Genomic DNA, 14,824 nt, shown 5'->3' on the forward strand with positions numbered 1-14,824 from the left:
ACGGCCCGGTACTCGGCGGACAGGTCTCGTTCATGCCGGCCCGCCCTCACCTTCCGCCCCCGCTGGGCATCCTGCCGAACCTCGGAGGAGGCGACGCGGTGCCCGCCGCACTGGGCGCGGATGTGCTCGACGACTGGACCGCCCGGTTCGTCGCGCAGTTCGCCGCGCCGCGCGCGCAGCAGCTCACCCTCGAACGCGACAGCCGCGCGGTGGATGGTCCGGCAGGGCGGCACCGCGCCTCTGTGGGACCGGATCACCGGGCGCGTCACACAGTGGCAGGCGGACGGGCGCCCCTCGGCCGACCGCATGCGGCTGCGCGTCGGCACCGAGGGGCGACGCCTCACCTGGACGTAGGGAGCCCGCCGCCGTTCAGGGCCCCTCCGTGATCGTCCCGCTGGAGTCGTAGACGGCCCCGGCCCCCCCTGAACGGGCACCAGGGCCGTCGCCGTCCTCAGGCGGTGCCTACTTCACCGCCCCCGCCATCACCCCCGACACGAACTGCCGCTGGAACGCGAAGAACACGGCCAGTGGGATCACCATGGAGATGAAGGCGCCGGGGGCCAGGACGTCGATGTTGTTGCCGAACTGGCGGACCTGGGTCTGGAGGGCGACCGTGATCGGTTGGGTGCCGGACTTGGTGAAGACCAGGGCGACCAGCATGTCGTTCCAGACCCAGAGGAACTGGAAGATGCCGAGGCTCGCGATGGCCGGGCCGCCCAGGGGCATCACCACGCGGGCGAACAGGCGCAGTTCACCGGCGCCGTCCAGGCGGGCGGCCTCCAGCAGTTCGCGGGGGATCTCGGCGAAGAAGTTCCGCAGCAGGAACACCGCGAACGGCAGTCCGAAGCCGGTGTGGAACAGGACCACGCCGAGGATCGTCCCGAACAGGCCGATCTTGCCGAAGAGTTCGGCGATCGGGATCAGCGCCACCTGCACCGGCACCACCAGCAGACTGACCACGCCGAGGAACCACCAGTCCCGGCCCGGGAACTCCATCCAGGCGAACGCGTATCCGGCGAGCGAGCCGATGACCACGACCAGGACGGTCGCCGGGACCGTGATCAGGACCGTGTTCAGCAGGGAGTGGGTGATGTCGCCGTTCTCCAGCAGCTTCTGGTAGCTGTCGAAGGTCAGCTGGGAGGGCTTGGTGAACACCGTCCACCAGCCGCTCGCGCTCATGTCGTCGGGGGAGCGGAGAGAGGAGATCAGCAGGCCGATGGTCGGCACCAGCCAGAAGAGGCCGACCAGGACGAGGACGACACGGACCAGGGGGCCGCCCAGCGCGCGAGTGATCCGGGCGCCGAGTGAGGGCCGGGGCGCGGAGGCGGGTGGGGTCGTCCCGCGTGTATCGGTGGCGAGTGCCGTCATCGTCGTACCTCCCGCCGAAGCCGTCGGATGTTGAACAGCATCACCGGGATCACCAGCACCAGCAGGAACACCGCGATCGCGCTCGCCACGCCCGGCTGGCCCTCCGCGAAGCCCCTGCGGTACAGCTCCAGGGCGAGCACGTTCGCGTCGTCCTGGGAGGAGCCGGGGGCGATGATGTAGACGAGGTCGAACACCTTGAGCACGTTGATCATCAGGGTGACGGCGACGACCGCGAGGACCGGTGCGAGCAGCGGTACGGTGATCCTGCGGAACACCTGCCACTCATTGGCGCCGTCCACCCGCGCGGCCTCCAGCAACTCCCGTGGCATGCCCGCGAGTCCGGCCGCGATCAGCACCATCGCGAAGCCCGCCCACATCCAGACGTACGCGCCGATGATCGCCGGGGTGACCAGCGAGGGGCCGAGCCATTCGACGCCGTTGTACGGCTCCCGGAAGTTGGCCGCGGGAAGCCGCAGCCGCGCCCCGTCGGCCGCCGCGGGCAGGGTGAAGGTGCCGTCCGCCGCCGCCTTCGTGGAGGCCACGACCTTGCCGTCCTTCACCGCCTCGATCCGCATCCCCGGATAGCCCAGCTCGCCCGGGTCGGGCGCGCCGAGCCGGCCGACGCCCTTGCCGCGGGTGAAGTCCTGCCAGGTGGTGCCGGTGACCTTGCCCGGCTCGGCGTGCGCGGCCGCCGCCCGGTGCGCGTCGCCGGGCATCTTGTCCGGGGCGACCCCGACGAGCGGCAGGGTGACCGGCTGCCCGGCGTGCACGGCGGCCCTGGTGACGAAGCCGCCGCTCTGCGGGACGAGCGGCGACTCGCGGCCCGGGTGGGCCATCGGGAACGCCGAGGACTGCGCGAAGGTGTCGTGCACCGACACCCACGCGGCGTTGGCGACGCCCTTGCCCGGGTCCTGGTCGTACACCAGCCGGAAGATGATCCCGGCCGCGAGCATCGAGATCGCCATCGGCATGAAGACGACCAGCTTGAACGCCGTTCCCCAGCGCACCCGTTCGGTCAGCACCGCGAAGATCAGCCCGAGCGCGGTGGAGACGGCGGGCGCGAACACCACCCAGATGACGTTGTTCTTCAGGGCGGTGAGGATGCCGTCGTCCGTGAAGACCGTCTTGTAGTTGTCGAGTCCGGCGAACCCGTGCCCGGAGTTCGTGCCGAAGCTGCGGACGATCGAGTACCCGATCGGGTAGACCACGAGCGCGCCCAGCAGCACCAGGGCGGGCAGCAGGAACAGCACTGCCACGGCCCTGCGGGTGCCGGTCACGCTCTTGCGCGCGCGGGGCGCGGCGGGACCCGGTGGGGCCCCGGCCGCCGCTGCCGACGCCATGGCCGGCTCAGCTCCCGCTTCCGTACGCGGCCGCCGCGTCCTTCTCCAGCGCGGCCTGGGCGCCCGCGACATCGCCCGGGTTCTTCAGGAAGTCCTGGAGATCCTTCCACTCGCCCTTGCCGGGGGTACCGCCGAACGCCTGCGGGGCCTGGTCGGACATGTCGAAGCGGAAGTCGTCACCGGACGCGATCAGCGACTTGGCGATCTTCTGCTGGACGCTGTTCGGGTACGCCGAGATCGCCACGTTCTTGTTCGGCGAGAGATAGCCGCCCAGCTCGGCCTGGATGGTGGCCGCGTCCGGGGAGGCGAGGAAGGTCATCAGGGCCTGCGCGGCCTTGGAGTCCTTCAGGGCGACCGCCGCGTCACCGCCGGAGACCACGGGCGCGGTGGAGCCGACGGCCGGGAACGGGAACACCTTGGCGTCCGTGCCCACCTTCGCCTTGGTCTCACCGATGTTGACCTGCACGAAGTCGCCCTCGTAGATCATCGCGGCCTTCGGCTGGTCGCCGCCGGTGAAGGTCTGGGTGACCGAGTTCGGGAACTCGGTCTGGAGCGCGCCGTCCTGGCCGCCCGCCAGATAGTCCTTCTTGCCCCAGATCTGCGCCAGCGTCTGGAGCGCCTGCTTCACCGAGGGATCGGTCCACTTGATCTTGTGCTGGGCGAGCTGGTCGTACTTCTCGGGCCCGGCCTGGGAGAGGTAGACGTTCTCGAACCAGTCCGTCAGCGGCCAGCCGTCCGCGCCCGGCACGGAGAAGGGCGTGACCCCGGAGTCGTAGACGGCCTGCGCGGTGGTCAGCAGGTCCTTCCACGTCGTGGGTTCCTTGGCGCCCGCGTTCTCGAAGACCTTGGCGTTGTACCAGATGAGCGACTTGTTGGCGGCCTTGTAGTAGACGCCGTACTGCTTGCCGTTCACCTTCCCGATGTCCTGCCAGCCCTGCGAGTAGTTCTTCTGGACCTCCTTGAGCGCGTCCGGCCCGACCGGCTTGGCCCAGCCCTTGTCCACGGCCTGCTTGATGGCGCCCGGCTGCGGCAGCAGCGCGATGTCCGGCGGCTGCCCGCCCGCGATCTTCGATCCGAGGAAGTTGATGATCGGGTCCTGCGCGGGCACGAAGGTGACCTGCGCGCCGGTCCGCTTCTCGAACTCCGCCAGTACCTTCTTGAAGTTGGTCTGCTCCTGCCCGGTCCACACGGCCGCGATCTCCAGATGCGCGCCGTCCAGCTTGGGCAGCGACACGGAGCCGCCGGCGGACGGCGCGCTCCCCTTGTCCTTCTTGTCGTCGCCGCCCCCGCCGGAGCACGCGCCGAGCACAAGGCCCCCCGCGAGCAACGCGGCGACCGCGCCGACGGCCCTGCCGGTCCGGATGGTGCTGCTCCTGCTGTGCATCACTTCCCCGTTCGTCGTTCTCCGCCGCGCACCGCGCACGTCCGCGCACCTCCGTGCACCGTCGACGTCCGTGCACCGTGAACGCCGGAACACTGTTCGTGCGCTCCGGTGTACGCGGGCCGCGCAGGCGGGGCAAGAGCGCCTGCGGGCGCGAAGGGGTGATCGTGACCGGGTCGTGATCAGCGGTGTATGCCCCTTGATCCAGGATGAGTTGGGGCGTACCGGCGCCTACAGCAGCGAGGGCACCTGGGCGGCCGCGACCTGGCGGGCGGCGCGTTCCACGGCACTGGCCAGCAGGGCCAGGTCGGTGGGGCCGTTGCCGAGTTCGCGGACGGGGCGGCGGGTGGGGGGATCGCCCATGCGGTGCCAGTCCAGCGGGACGACCGTGGGGCGCTGGGTCGCGGTGCGCGGGATACGGCCGGTGACCCGGCCCGCCTGGAACCCCACCGCGGACGCGTCCAGATGGGCCAACTCGCCGCGCCCCGGGGCCGGTTCGTCGGATCCCTGCTGGGGGGCCGCGAGCCGGATGCGGAGGGTCGCCCGGCGGGCCGGTTCGCTGTCCGCCGTACGGCCGTCCGTGCCGGCCGCCGCCACCAGGTGCACACCGAGCCGCTCGCCCTCCCGGGCCACCGCCTCCAGGGCCCGTGTCACCGAGCCCGCGGCGGGCCGGCCCGGGGCGCCGAGCGCGGGGGAGACCAGCGCGTCCAGATCGTCGACGACCACCACCAGTCGGGGCAACGGCGGTACCGCCTCGGCGCGTTGACGTGCCGCCGCGCCCGGCCGCAGCCGCAGCGTGGAGCTGGGCGGCGTCTCGATGTCCCCCGCGCCGGGCGGGGTGCGCTGTGCGATCACCCGGCCGGGTGCCACCCGCCCCGCGTGCCACTGCGCGAAGTCGGTCCGGCCCAGCAGCTCGGCGCGCCGCTTCAGCTCCGCGCTGAGCGACTGCGCGAACTCCCGCATGCGCACAGGGTCGTTGGCGATCAGATGGGTCGTCACATGGGGTATCTCCACGCAGACCCGCAGGCCCTCGTTGCGCCCGTTGCCGGTGCCGACGCCGTCCCGGCCGTCGATGAGCACCATGCCGAGCCGGTCCGGCCGTTCGGCCGCGGCCAGCGAGGCCACCACGGCCCGCAGCAGCTCGGTACGGCCGCTGCCCGCCGGGCCCTCGATCAGCAGATGCGGCCCGTCGGCCACCAGGTCCGCGGTGACCGGGCCGTGCGGTCCGGCGCCGAGCACGGCACGGGCCCGGCCGCCCAGCGCCTCCGGATCGTCGGCCGCGTCCGCCCAGCGGGCCATCAGCGAGGCGGGGGTGGCCCGGGCCAGGCCCAGCTCGTCCAGCAGCCGCGCCGACTGCGGCAGCGGCGCGGCCACCCGCGCGTGCCCGGCGCCGGCCGGGCCGTCCGGCCGCAGCGGGGCCAGCGCCCGCGCGAACCGCTCCGCCCACGCCGGGGACACCGCGTCCACCGTGGCGAGCACCCCGGGCGTCACCGGGCCGCCGGGCGCGACCCGCATCAGCTGGAGGGTGCCGGCCACATCGCCGCTGAGCAGGGCCACGGCCCCGCAGTGCCGCAGCGTCGGGGTCACCGTGCACGCGGTGTCGTAGGTGCGGGCCACCGGGGAGGCCGCCGAGGACGCGGAGACCTCCGCCAGACACAGCACATGCACCCCGGCCCGGGGGCCCACCGCGGCGAGCCGGGCCAGGGCCTCCTGGAGACCGGTCCCGCCGGGGTCGCCGTCGACCACGACCACCGTGTAGGGGCCGGGGAAGCCGGTGCCGCCCAGGTCGGCCTCGTCCTTGGCCCAGGACGGCCGGCGCGGGCTCCGGGGCGGCGTGCCGAAGGCGGGGGAGAGGGTGCCGGAGGCCGGGGCACCGAGCGGTCCGGCGGGCGTACCGGGCGTACCGGGCGTGCCGGGTGCCTGGCTCTGGTGGGGGATCAGCGGAGTGTCGTACGACCTCGGGTACGACCGCGTCCCGGAGCCCCCGGAGCCCCCGGAGCCCCCGGAGCCCCAGCCCACGGAGCCCCCGGTGTTCTGCGCCGGGATCGAGCGGGCCCCGGCGGTCCCCGTGCCGCGCGCCGTGAGGTCGTCCACCCGGCGCAGCAGTTCCTCCGTGCGGGCGGCGGCCTGTTCGCGGTCGTAGGCCAGCAGGAGGCGGCAGTCCTGGCCGTGGTTCGGACGGACATGCGGCAGCCAGCCCAGCCAGGACCACTCGGCGGCCCGCTCCTCCACCGGGCGGGAGCCGTCCGCGCTGATCAGCACGATCTCCAGCAGATCGGGGGAGTGCAGCGCGGCGAGCTGGGCCAGCACCGCACGGGCCAGCCCGGACAGCCGGGGCCGGGGACCGGCGAGGCCCAGCGCGCCCGCCTCCCGCAGCGCGGCGGTCACCGGTACGGCGGGCAGCAGGCCCGAGCCGTCCGGCGCGCTCCGGTCGGCGGTGCCGAGCCGCAGGGTCAGCGCCTCAGGATGGCCGGGGCCGCGCTCCCACAGCCGGGGGCCGGGGCCGAGCGCGGTGAGCAGCAGGGCCGCGGGGTCCGGCCAGGTGTCGGGCCGCCGCGGGACCCCGGCGTCCGGGGCGCCACCGGCCGAGGCCGCCTCGCCGTACCCGGGCGCGCCGTCCGCCGGCTGCTCCCCGCGCCCGCCGGCCAGCCGCCGGGCCCAGGCGCCGAGCCCCCGCCGCCGTACGCTCTGCGCCCCGTCGCCGACGCCGAACCGGCCCGCGTGGGTGTCGCCGTCGCGTCCGGTGAGTCCTGCGTCCGCGGCTCCCCAGGAGGCGGAGCCGTAGGCGTGCCCGGTGCCCTCTCCTGACGGCCGCGGTGCGTCGGCGGGACTGGTCCATGTCCCGCCGGGCGCGGCAGGGGGGAACCCGGTGTCCGGCGCAGCCGCACCGGGCCCCACGCGCAGGCAGCCCTCGCCGTCCGCGACCACCGGCACCCGCGTCCGCGGGCCCCCGGGCGCGAGGCGCAGCGCCGACTCCCCGACCCGCAGCAGGCCCCCGGCGGGCACCCGCACCGCCCGCTCCCCGATCCGGGTGCCGTCCAGCGTCGTACCGTTCGTGGAACCCAGGTCCGCCACGGACACCCGGCCGTCCGCGCCCACCGTCACCGCGCAGTGCAGCCGTGAGACATCGGGATCGTCCAGCGGTACGTCCGCGTCCGCGGAGCGCCCGACCGTGATCCGGCCGCCGTGCAGCAGATGCACCCCGCCCGCGTCCGGGCCCGCCACCACATGCAGCTGCGTGGGCGCGTCGTCCAGTTCGGGATGCGGTTCGGCGGCCAGGGGCGCGCCCAGGGCCAGTACGGCGCCGTCGACCAGCGGTGGCTCCCCGAGCACGGCGCGACGCGGATCCAGCCGCTCAGCACCGGCGTAGAGCACGACCGCCGCGCCCCCGGTGTCGCGGCCCGCGCCCTCCCCGGTGACCGCTCCGGCCAGCGCGGACGCGACCGCGGCGAGGTCGGTGCCCACGGGCGCCGTGACCAGCACATCCCGGCTCGCGCCTCGCTGTGGGGGCGGGCCCGGCGGGTCTACGACGGTCAGCCGGATCTGCATCGGCGTCAGCGGTCCCTTCTGCGCGGGTCTGCGCGGGCGCGGACTACCCCCCACCCCACATGAGCACGTCGGCCAGTACGGGGAGCATCCTCGCACCTGCCGCCGACACCGTGCCCGCCACCCGGTGCGAAGTGATCTTGATTGGTCGGCTCTGACCCCAAAAGTGCCTGACATGGACCACGGCGGCGATCAGTTGAGATCGGTCACGTCCCCTCTTATGGCGGCTTCCGTACCCTCCGATGGCTGCTTCCGGCTGCTTCCGTCCGGCTTCGGGCAACCGCGGACGAAAGACGCGCGTCTTTCCATCGAGCCTGCCCGGGAACGCTTACGTGGCGTCCCACGCGGCACCACTACAGTGGTTCGGAACATCCGGAATGCAGGCAAGCAGCATCAGCAAGCAGCAGGGAGCGCGTGACGTGCGGCCAGTCGGCAGCAAGTACCTGCTTGAGGAGCCGCTCGGACGCGGCGCCACAGGCACCGTCTGGCGTGCCCGCCAGCGCGAGACCGCGGGCGCGGAGGCGGCCGTCGCCGGCCAGCCGGGCGAAACGGTCGCGATCAAGGTCCTGAAGGAAGAGCTGGCGAGCGACCCGGACATCGTGATGCGCTTCCTGCGTGAGCGCTCCGTCCTGCTCCGGCTCACCCACCCGAACATCGTCCGGGTCCGCGACCTGGTCGTGGAGGGCGAGCTGCTGGCGCTGGTCATGGACCTGGTCGACGGTCCCGACCTGCACCGCTATCTGCGCGAGAACGGCCCCCTGACGCCGGTCGCCGCCTCCCTGCTGACCGCGCAGGTCGCCGACGCGCTCGCCGCGAGCCACCGCGACGGCGTCGTCCACCGCGACCTCAAGCCCGCCAACGTGCTGCTGCGGCAGCTGGACGGCGAGATGCACCCGATGCTGACCGACTTCGGCATCGCCCGCCTCGCCGACTCCCCGGGCCTGACCCGCACCCAGGAGTTCGTCGGCACGCCCGCCTACGTCGCGCCGGAGTCCGCCGAGGGCCGCCCGCAGACCTCCGCCGTCGATGTGTACGGCGCCGGCATCCTGCTGTACGAGCTGGTCACCGGTCGTCCGCCGTTCTCCGGCGCCACCTCGCTCGAAGTGCTGCACCAGCACCTCAGCGCCGAGGCGCGCCGGCCCTCCACCGTGCCGGACCCGCTGTGGACGGTGATCGAGCGCTGTCTGCGCAAGAACCCCCTGGAGCGGCCCAGCGCCGAGAACCTCGCGCGCGGCCTGCGGGTCGTCGCCGAGGGCGTCGGGGTGCACGCGAACTCCGCCCAGATCGCGGCGGCCGAGGGCGTCGGCGCGCTGCTCGCCCCCGACCCGGCCCCGACCTCGGTGCCGGGCGAGCCGGGCATCGTCGGCGCGGCCGATCCCACCGCCGTACTGCCGACGGGCGCCCCGCAGGGCTCGTACGACCCGAACGGCGCCACCAGCGTCCTGCCGCACACCGCGGGGCCCGCCGGTGCCGCCGACCCCACCGCCGTACTGCCGCACACCGGCGCGGCCGATCCGACGGCCGTGCTGCCGAACACCGGGCCGCAGGGAGCCGGGCCGCAGGGTTCCGGACCCGAGCAGCCGCACCCCTGGCAGAACCAGCTGCGGGCCGCCCGGGACCGCAATGAGCAGACGCAGATCCAGTACCTCTCCCCGGAGGACGACCCGCTGCACCACCGGCCCCAGCGGCAGGTGGCCCGCCCGCAGCACCAGCCGCGGCAGGCGCCGCAGCCGCGCCCGCAGCAGCCGCAGCAGCGCGGCCGGCAGCAGGGGCAGGGCCAGCAGGGCTACCAGCAGGGGTACGGCTACGCGCCCCAGCAGCCTCAGCAGCACCAGCCTCAGCGCCAGCCCCAGCAGTACGCCCCGCCGCAGCAGCCGCAGCGGCCCGCGCGGGAGCCCAGGGCGCCGCGGCAGCGCAGCGCCAACCCGATGAAGATCCCCGGGCTCGGCTGTCTGAAGGGCTGCCTGTTCACGATCGTCATCCTGGTGGTGGCGAGCTGGCTGATCTGGGAGCTGACACCGCTGCACACCTGGGTCGGCCAGGGCCGCGGCTACTGGCACCAGCTGTCCCACTGGGCCGGCCAGGTGAGCGACTGGGTGAAGGGCCTGGGCGGCAACAACTGATCCGTGGGGTAGTGGATTTGTCGACATCTGACGGGTGATTTCCGCCTCCACGGTGAAGGTTGGCTCCCCGGACGCGTAGTTTTAACGACAACACGCGTCTGTAGGAGCAGTCTTGGCACGGAAGATCGGCAGCCGGTACACCGCGCACCAGATCCTGGGGCGGGGCAGCGCCGGCACGGTGTGGCTGGGCGAGGGGCCCGAGGGACCCGTCGCGATCAAGCTGCTGCGGGAGGACCTCGCCTCGGACCAGGAGCTGGTCGGGCGCTTCGTCCAGGAGCGCACCGCGCTGCTCGGGCTGGAGCACCCGCACATCGTCACCGTGCGCGACCTCGTCGTCGACGGCAATGACCTGGCCCTGGTGATGGACCTGGTGCGTGGCACCGATCTGCGCACCCGCCTGGAGCGGGAGCGCAGGCTGGCGCCCGAGGCCGCGGTGGCGATCACCGCCGATGTCGCGGACGCGCTGGCCGCGGCGCACGCGGCGGGGGTCGTGCACCGGGACGTCAAGCCGGAGAACGTACTGCTCGACATGCAGGGACCGCTCGGCCCCGGCGGGGCGCATCCGGCGCTGCTGACCGACTTCGGGGTGGCCAAGCTGATCGACGCGCCCCGGCGGACCCGCGCCACGAAGATCATCGGTACACCGGACTATCTGGCCCCGGAGATCGTCGAGGGGCTGCCCCCGCGGGCCTCCGTGGACATCTACGCGCTGGCCACGGTGCTCTACGAGCTGCTGGCGGGTTTCACGCCGTTCGGCGGCGGCCACCCGGGCGCGGTGCTGCGCCGCCATGTCACCGAGACGGTGGTCCCCCTCCCCGGCATCCCCGAGGAGCTGTGGCAGCTGATCGTGCAGTGCCTCGCCAAGGCGCCCGCGTCCCGGCTGCGGGCCTCCGAGCTGGCGGCGCGGCTGCGGGAGCAGCTGCCCACACTGGCCGGGCTGCCGCCGCTGGACGTGGACGAGCCGGACCTCTCGGAGGAGGCGGCCGAGGAGGAACCGGCGACGCCCGCGCCCCCGGCGGGCGGTGAGCCGGTACGACGACGGGGCGCGGTCTCCCTCGTCCAGGGCTCCCGGCCCGACTCCAACCGCGACACGCACACGTCGATGCGGGTGCCCGCGCCCGACGAGCTGGCCGGCGGCGCGCACGGCACGGCCCGGGCACCGCGCTCCGCGGGAGCCCCCCGGCCGGGCTCGGCGAAGCACCGCGCGGCGGTACGGCGGCGGCGGATCACCCTGGGAGTGGCGGGCGTGGCCGTGGCCGCCCTGGTGTCGGCCGGCGCGTGGTGGGCCACCTCGGACTCCCCGCAGGACACTCCGCCCCCGGCCTCGACATCCTCGACCCCCTGACCCGCCCGCCCCGTCGTCCCCGCCCCGCACGAGGCACCCGGCATGCCCGCCCTTCCCGCTCGCCCACCGAGACGGGTGGACGGGTGGGCGAGACCCGGCCAGGAGCAGCGCGGCGGAGGTCGCTTGCCACAGCCGTTACGCTTGAACCGTGGCAGTCGTCGATGTATCCGAAGAGCTGAAGTCCCTCTCCTCGACCATGGAGTCGATCGAGGCCGTCCTGGACCTCGACAAGCTGAGGGCAGATATCGCCGCGCTTGAGGAGCAGGCGGCGGTCCCGTCCCTGTGGGACAACCCGGACGAGGCGCAGAAGATCACCAGCAAGCTCTCCCACCTCCAGGCCGAGGTCAGGAAGGCGGAGGCGCTGCGCGGTCGCATCGACGACCTCTCGGTCCTCTTCGAGATGGCCGAGGAGGAGGACGACCCGGACACCCGCGCCGAGGCCGAGTCCGAGCTGGCCGCCGTACGCAAGGCGCTGGACGAGATGGAGGTCCGTACCCTCCTGTCCGGCGAGTACGACTCCCGCGAGGCCCTGGTCAACATCCGCGCCGAGGCCGGTGGCGTCGACGCCGCCGACTTCGCCGAGAAGCTCCAGCGGATGTACCTGCGCTGGGCCGAGCAGCGCGGTTACAAGACGGAGCTCATCGAGACGTCGTACGCCGAAGAGGCCGGCATCAAGTCGACCACCTTCTCCGTGCAGGCGCCGTACGCCTACGGCACCCTCTCCGTCGAGCAGGGCACCCACCGCCTGGTGCGCATCTCGCCCTTCGACAACCAGGGCCGCCGCCAGACGTCCTTCGCCGGTGTCGAGGTGCTGCCCGTGGTCGAGCAGTCCGACCACGTGGAGATCGACGAGTCCGAGCTGCGCATCGACGTCTACCGCTCCTCCGGCCCCGGCGGCCAGGGCGTCAACACGACCGACTCCGCGGTCCGCATCACCCACCTGCCCACCGGCATCGTGGTCTCCTGCCAGAACGAGCGGTCGCAGATCCAGAACCGCGCCACCGCGATGAACGTCCTCCAGGCCAAGCTGCTGGAGCGCCGCCGCCAGGAGGAGCAGGCCAAGATGGACGCCCTCAAGGGCGACGGCGGCAACTCCTGGGGCAACCAGATGCGTTCGTACGTGCTCCACCCGTACCAGATGGTCAAGGACCTGCGTACCGAGCACGAGGTCGGCAACCCCGAGGCCGTCTTCAACGGTGAGATCGACGGTTTCCTGGAGGCCGGCATTCGCTGGCGCAAGCAGCAGGAGAAGTAAGTTTGTCGACATGACAACTGCCGCCCGTGTGGCGGCAGTTGTTGTTTTGTCCGGCTTTTACGTCACAGTCACACGTTTCAAATCCCCTTGAATCCCCTCCGGTTCGGGCAAAGCGAATAGAACGCCCTTGACGTTGCTTTGAAAAATCGGAAGGGTGAGCGCGGCATGCGTGTATCTGGGGTGCATGTGAACCGGGGGTGCCGAATCGCTCGACCTTGATTCGGGCTTCGCCGGCTGCCTCCGTCGATCACTGCCAGCCCCACTGCGCGGCCTCATTGACGAACAGCTACTGGGGGTAGCAACCATATGACGAAGAAGACGCGGATCCGGGTCGCGCGGATAGCCGCGGGCGCCGTGATCGCGGCCGGTGCGTCGCTGACCGCCGCCGGTGCGGCCTCCGCCCTGGACCTCAATGTCCAGGCGGGCCCGATCAGCCTCGGTGCGAGTGTCGACGGCCAGAACGACGGTGGCGACACCGATGGCGGCTGCCCGATCGGCATCTGCACCGACGGCGGCAACGACACCACGGGTGGCGACCAGACCACCGGTGGCGACACCACCACGACCGGCGGTGACCAGACCACCGGTGGGGACACCACCACGACCGGTGGCGACCAGACCACCGGCGGGGACACCACCACCACGGGCGGCGACCAGACCACCGGTGGCGACACCACCACGACCGGCGGTGACCAGACCACCGGCGGGGACACCACCACGACCGGTGGCGACCAGACCACCGGCGGCGACACCACCACCACCACCACGGGTGGCGACCAGACCACCGGCGGCAACGGCAACACCGGTGGCAACGGCAACTCTGGTGGCAACGGCAGCACCGGCGGCAACGGCAACACCGGTGGCCAGGGCAACTCCGGTGGCAACGGCACCGGCGGCGGCAACAGCGGCGGCAACGGCGGTGGCGGTCACCACGGCGGCGGCACCGGTGGCGGTTCCGGCACCGGCGGCAACGGCACCGGTGGCGACAGCCCCCAGGGCGGCGGCAATGACAACGCCACCCAGGAGGAGGGCTCCTCGGCCCTCACCGACACCGGGTCGGACAACCCGCAGCCGCAGACCGGTGGCAAGCAGCTCGCCGAGACCGGTGCCGGGCAGACCTCGTTCCTGATCATCGGCGCCGCGACGATGATCGCCGGCGGTATCGGCTTCCGCGTCCTGCCGCGCCTGGCGGGCCGGGGCGGCGCGGCCGCCTGACGGTAGCCGCCCGCGTACCCGGCGTACGCACAAGGGCCCGGAGCTTCCGCTCCGGGCCCTGACGTGTTTCTGGGGTTTTTCTCGGCCGCCTCTTACGCGACCGTCTCTTACCTGGCCGGGCTCACGGGGTCAGGCGGTCTGGTGGGCCAGCAGCACCACCGCGGCGATCAGCACCGCCAGCAGCGCGATCAGCGCCATGGGGTTGATCCCGCCCAGGAAGCCCTCCTGCTGGAGACGCTCGCGGTTGGCACGGCACACCGGGCACCGGCCCTCGCTCACGGGCGCCGCGCAGTTCGCGCACACCAACCGGTCGTACGTCATGCGCTCGCCCTCCTCGCACCGGCCGTATCACTTCGTACAACGCTCACAGGAACGCGAACGTTCCCCTCCCACTGTGCCAGTTTCCACCGCACCGTGCGCGGGGCCCCTGCCGCGGCGGCCGGTGCAAAAGCGTACAAGTCTTGCCCAACCTCTGCCTGCGCCTGCGCTTGCGCACCCGGTTCGCGTATGGTCACGCTCATCTACCCCCGGCGACCCGTGGTGCATCCGTGATCCGATTCGACAATGTCTCCAAGGTCTACCCCAAGCAGACCCGTCCCGCACTCAGGGATGTCTCACTGGAAGTGGAAAAGGGCGAGTTCGTCTTCCTCGTGGGGTCCTCCGGCTCCGGAAAGTCCACCTTCCTGAGGCTGGTCCTCCGTGAGGAGCGGTGCAGCCACGGCCAGGTGCACGTGCTGGGCAAGGACCTCGCCCGCCTCTCCAACTGGAAGGTGCCGCAGATGCGCCGCCAGCTGGGGACCGTGTTCCAGGACTTCCGCCTGCTGCCCAACAAGACGGTCGCGGAGAACGTGGCCTTCGCGCAGGAGGTGATCGGCAAGTCCCGCGGCGAGATCCGCAAGTCCGTGCCCCAGGTGCTCGACCTCGTCGGCCTCGGCGGCAAGGAGGACCGGATGCCCGGCGAGCTGTCCGGCGGTGAGCAGCAGCGCGTGGCCATCGCGCGCGCGTTCGTCAACCGGCCCAAGCTGCTGATCGCCGACGAGCCCACCGGTAACCTCGACCCGCAGACCTCCGTCGGCATCATGAAGCTGCTCGACCGGATCAACCGGACGGGCACCACCGTCATCATGGCGACGCACGACCAGAACATCGTGGACCAGATGCGCAAGCGCGTCATCGAGCTGGAGAAGGGCCGCCTCGTCCGCGACCAGACCCGCGGCGTCTACGGCTACCAGCACTGACCTCGCGCCCCAG

The 14,824-nt window shown here is 72.7% G+C and carries 10 protein-coding genes; 5 read left to right on the top strand and 5 right to left on the bottom strand.

Translation table 11 applies throughout. The annotated features are described in order from the left end of the window. Positions 1 to 462: 462 nt before the first annotated feature. The 4 genes from HEP81_RS24120 to HEP81_RS24135 form a co-directional block, all read right to left on the bottom strand. Positions 463 to 1,368 carry a carbohydrate ABC transporter permease gene (locus HEP81_RS24120; RefSeq protein WP_037651376.1) on the bottom strand — a complete coding sequence of 302 codons (906 nt, stop codon included), beginning with the start codon at positions 1,366 to 1,368 and terminating at the stop codon, positions 463 to 465. Further along, positions 1,365 to 2,708, bottom strand: a complete 1,344-nt coding sequence (locus HEP81_RS24125; protein ID WP_078967132.1) for a carbohydrate ABC transporter permease — start codon at positions 2,706 to 2,708, stop codon at positions 1,365 to 1,367. The genes HEP81_RS24120 and HEP81_RS24125 overlap by 4 nt, the downstream gene beginning before the upstream one ends. A gap of 7 nt (positions 2,709 to 2,715) precedes the next feature. Continuing rightward, positions 2,716 to 4,092 carry an ABC transporter substrate-binding protein gene (locus HEP81_RS24130; protein WP_037651378.1) on the bottom strand — a complete coding sequence of 459 codons (1,377 nt, stop codon included), beginning with the start codon at positions 4,090 to 4,092 and terminating at the stop codon, positions 2,716 to 2,718. Between the two features lie 228 nt (positions 4,093 to 4,320). Next, positions 4,321 to 7,638, bottom strand: coding sequence for an FHA domain-containing protein (locus tag HEP81_RS24135; protein WP_037651380.1), 3,318 nt, complete (start codon positions 7,636 to 7,638; stop codon positions 4,321 to 4,323). A gap of 416 nt (positions 7,639 to 8,054) precedes the next feature. On the opposite strand from HEP81_RS24135, the gene HEP81_RS24140 reads away from it, so the two are divergent. The 4 genes from HEP81_RS24140 to HEP81_RS24155 all read left to right on the top strand — a co-directional run bounded on the left by HEP81_RS24140 (position 8,055) and on the right by HEP81_RS24155 (position 13,573). Continuing rightward, on the top strand, positions 8,055 to 9,758 hold the full coding sequence (locus HEP81_RS24140; protein ID WP_037651873.1) for a serine/threonine-protein kinase: 1,704 nt from the start codon (positions 8,055 to 8,057) through the stop codon (positions 9,756 to 9,758). Between the two features lie 112 nt (positions 9,759 to 9,870). Then, the gene (locus tag HEP81_RS24145; protein ID WP_037651382.1) at positions 9,871 to 11,103 is read left to right on the top strand and encodes a serine/threonine-protein kinase; all 1,233 of its coding nucleotides are present in this window, start codon (positions 9,871 to 9,873) and stop codon (positions 11,101 to 11,103) included. Between the two features lie 148 nt (positions 11,104 to 11,251). After that, positions 11,252 to 12,358 (top strand): peptide chain release factor 2, encoded by a 1,107-nt coding sequence (prfB, locus tag HEP81_RS24150; RefSeq protein WP_037651385.1) that lies wholly within the window; start codon positions 11,252 to 11,254, stop codon positions 12,356 to 12,358. Between the two features lie 306 nt (positions 12,359 to 12,664). Next, positions 12,665 to 13,573, top strand: a complete 909-nt coding sequence (locus HEP81_RS24155; protein WP_037651387.1) for a hypothetical protein — start codon at positions 12,665 to 12,667, stop codon at positions 13,571 to 13,573. A 129-nt stretch (positions 13,574 to 13,702) separates the two neighbouring features. Here the strand turns inward: HEP81_RS24155 and HEP81_RS24160 are convergent, their stop codons facing one another. Continuing rightward, on the bottom strand, positions 13,703 to 13,894 hold the full coding sequence (locus HEP81_RS24160) for a hypothetical protein (protein WP_037651389.1): 192 nt from the start codon (positions 13,892 to 13,894) through the stop codon (positions 13,703 to 13,705). A 227-nt stretch (positions 13,895 to 14,121) separates the two neighbouring features. On the opposite strand from HEP81_RS24160, the gene ftsE reads away from it, so the two are divergent. Further along, a complete protein-coding gene (gene ftsE / locus HEP81_RS24165; RefSeq protein ID WP_037651391.1) occupies positions 14,122 to 14,811 on the top strand; it encodes a cell division ATP-binding protein FtsE in 690 nt (229 codons plus the stop codon). Positions 14,812 to 14,824: the final 13 nt, after the last annotated feature.

The organism is Streptomyces griseofuscus, assembly GCF_014673495.1.
Classification (GTDB): Bacteria; Actinomycetota; Actinomycetes; order Streptomycetales; family Streptomycetaceae; genus Streptomyces; species Streptomyces murinus.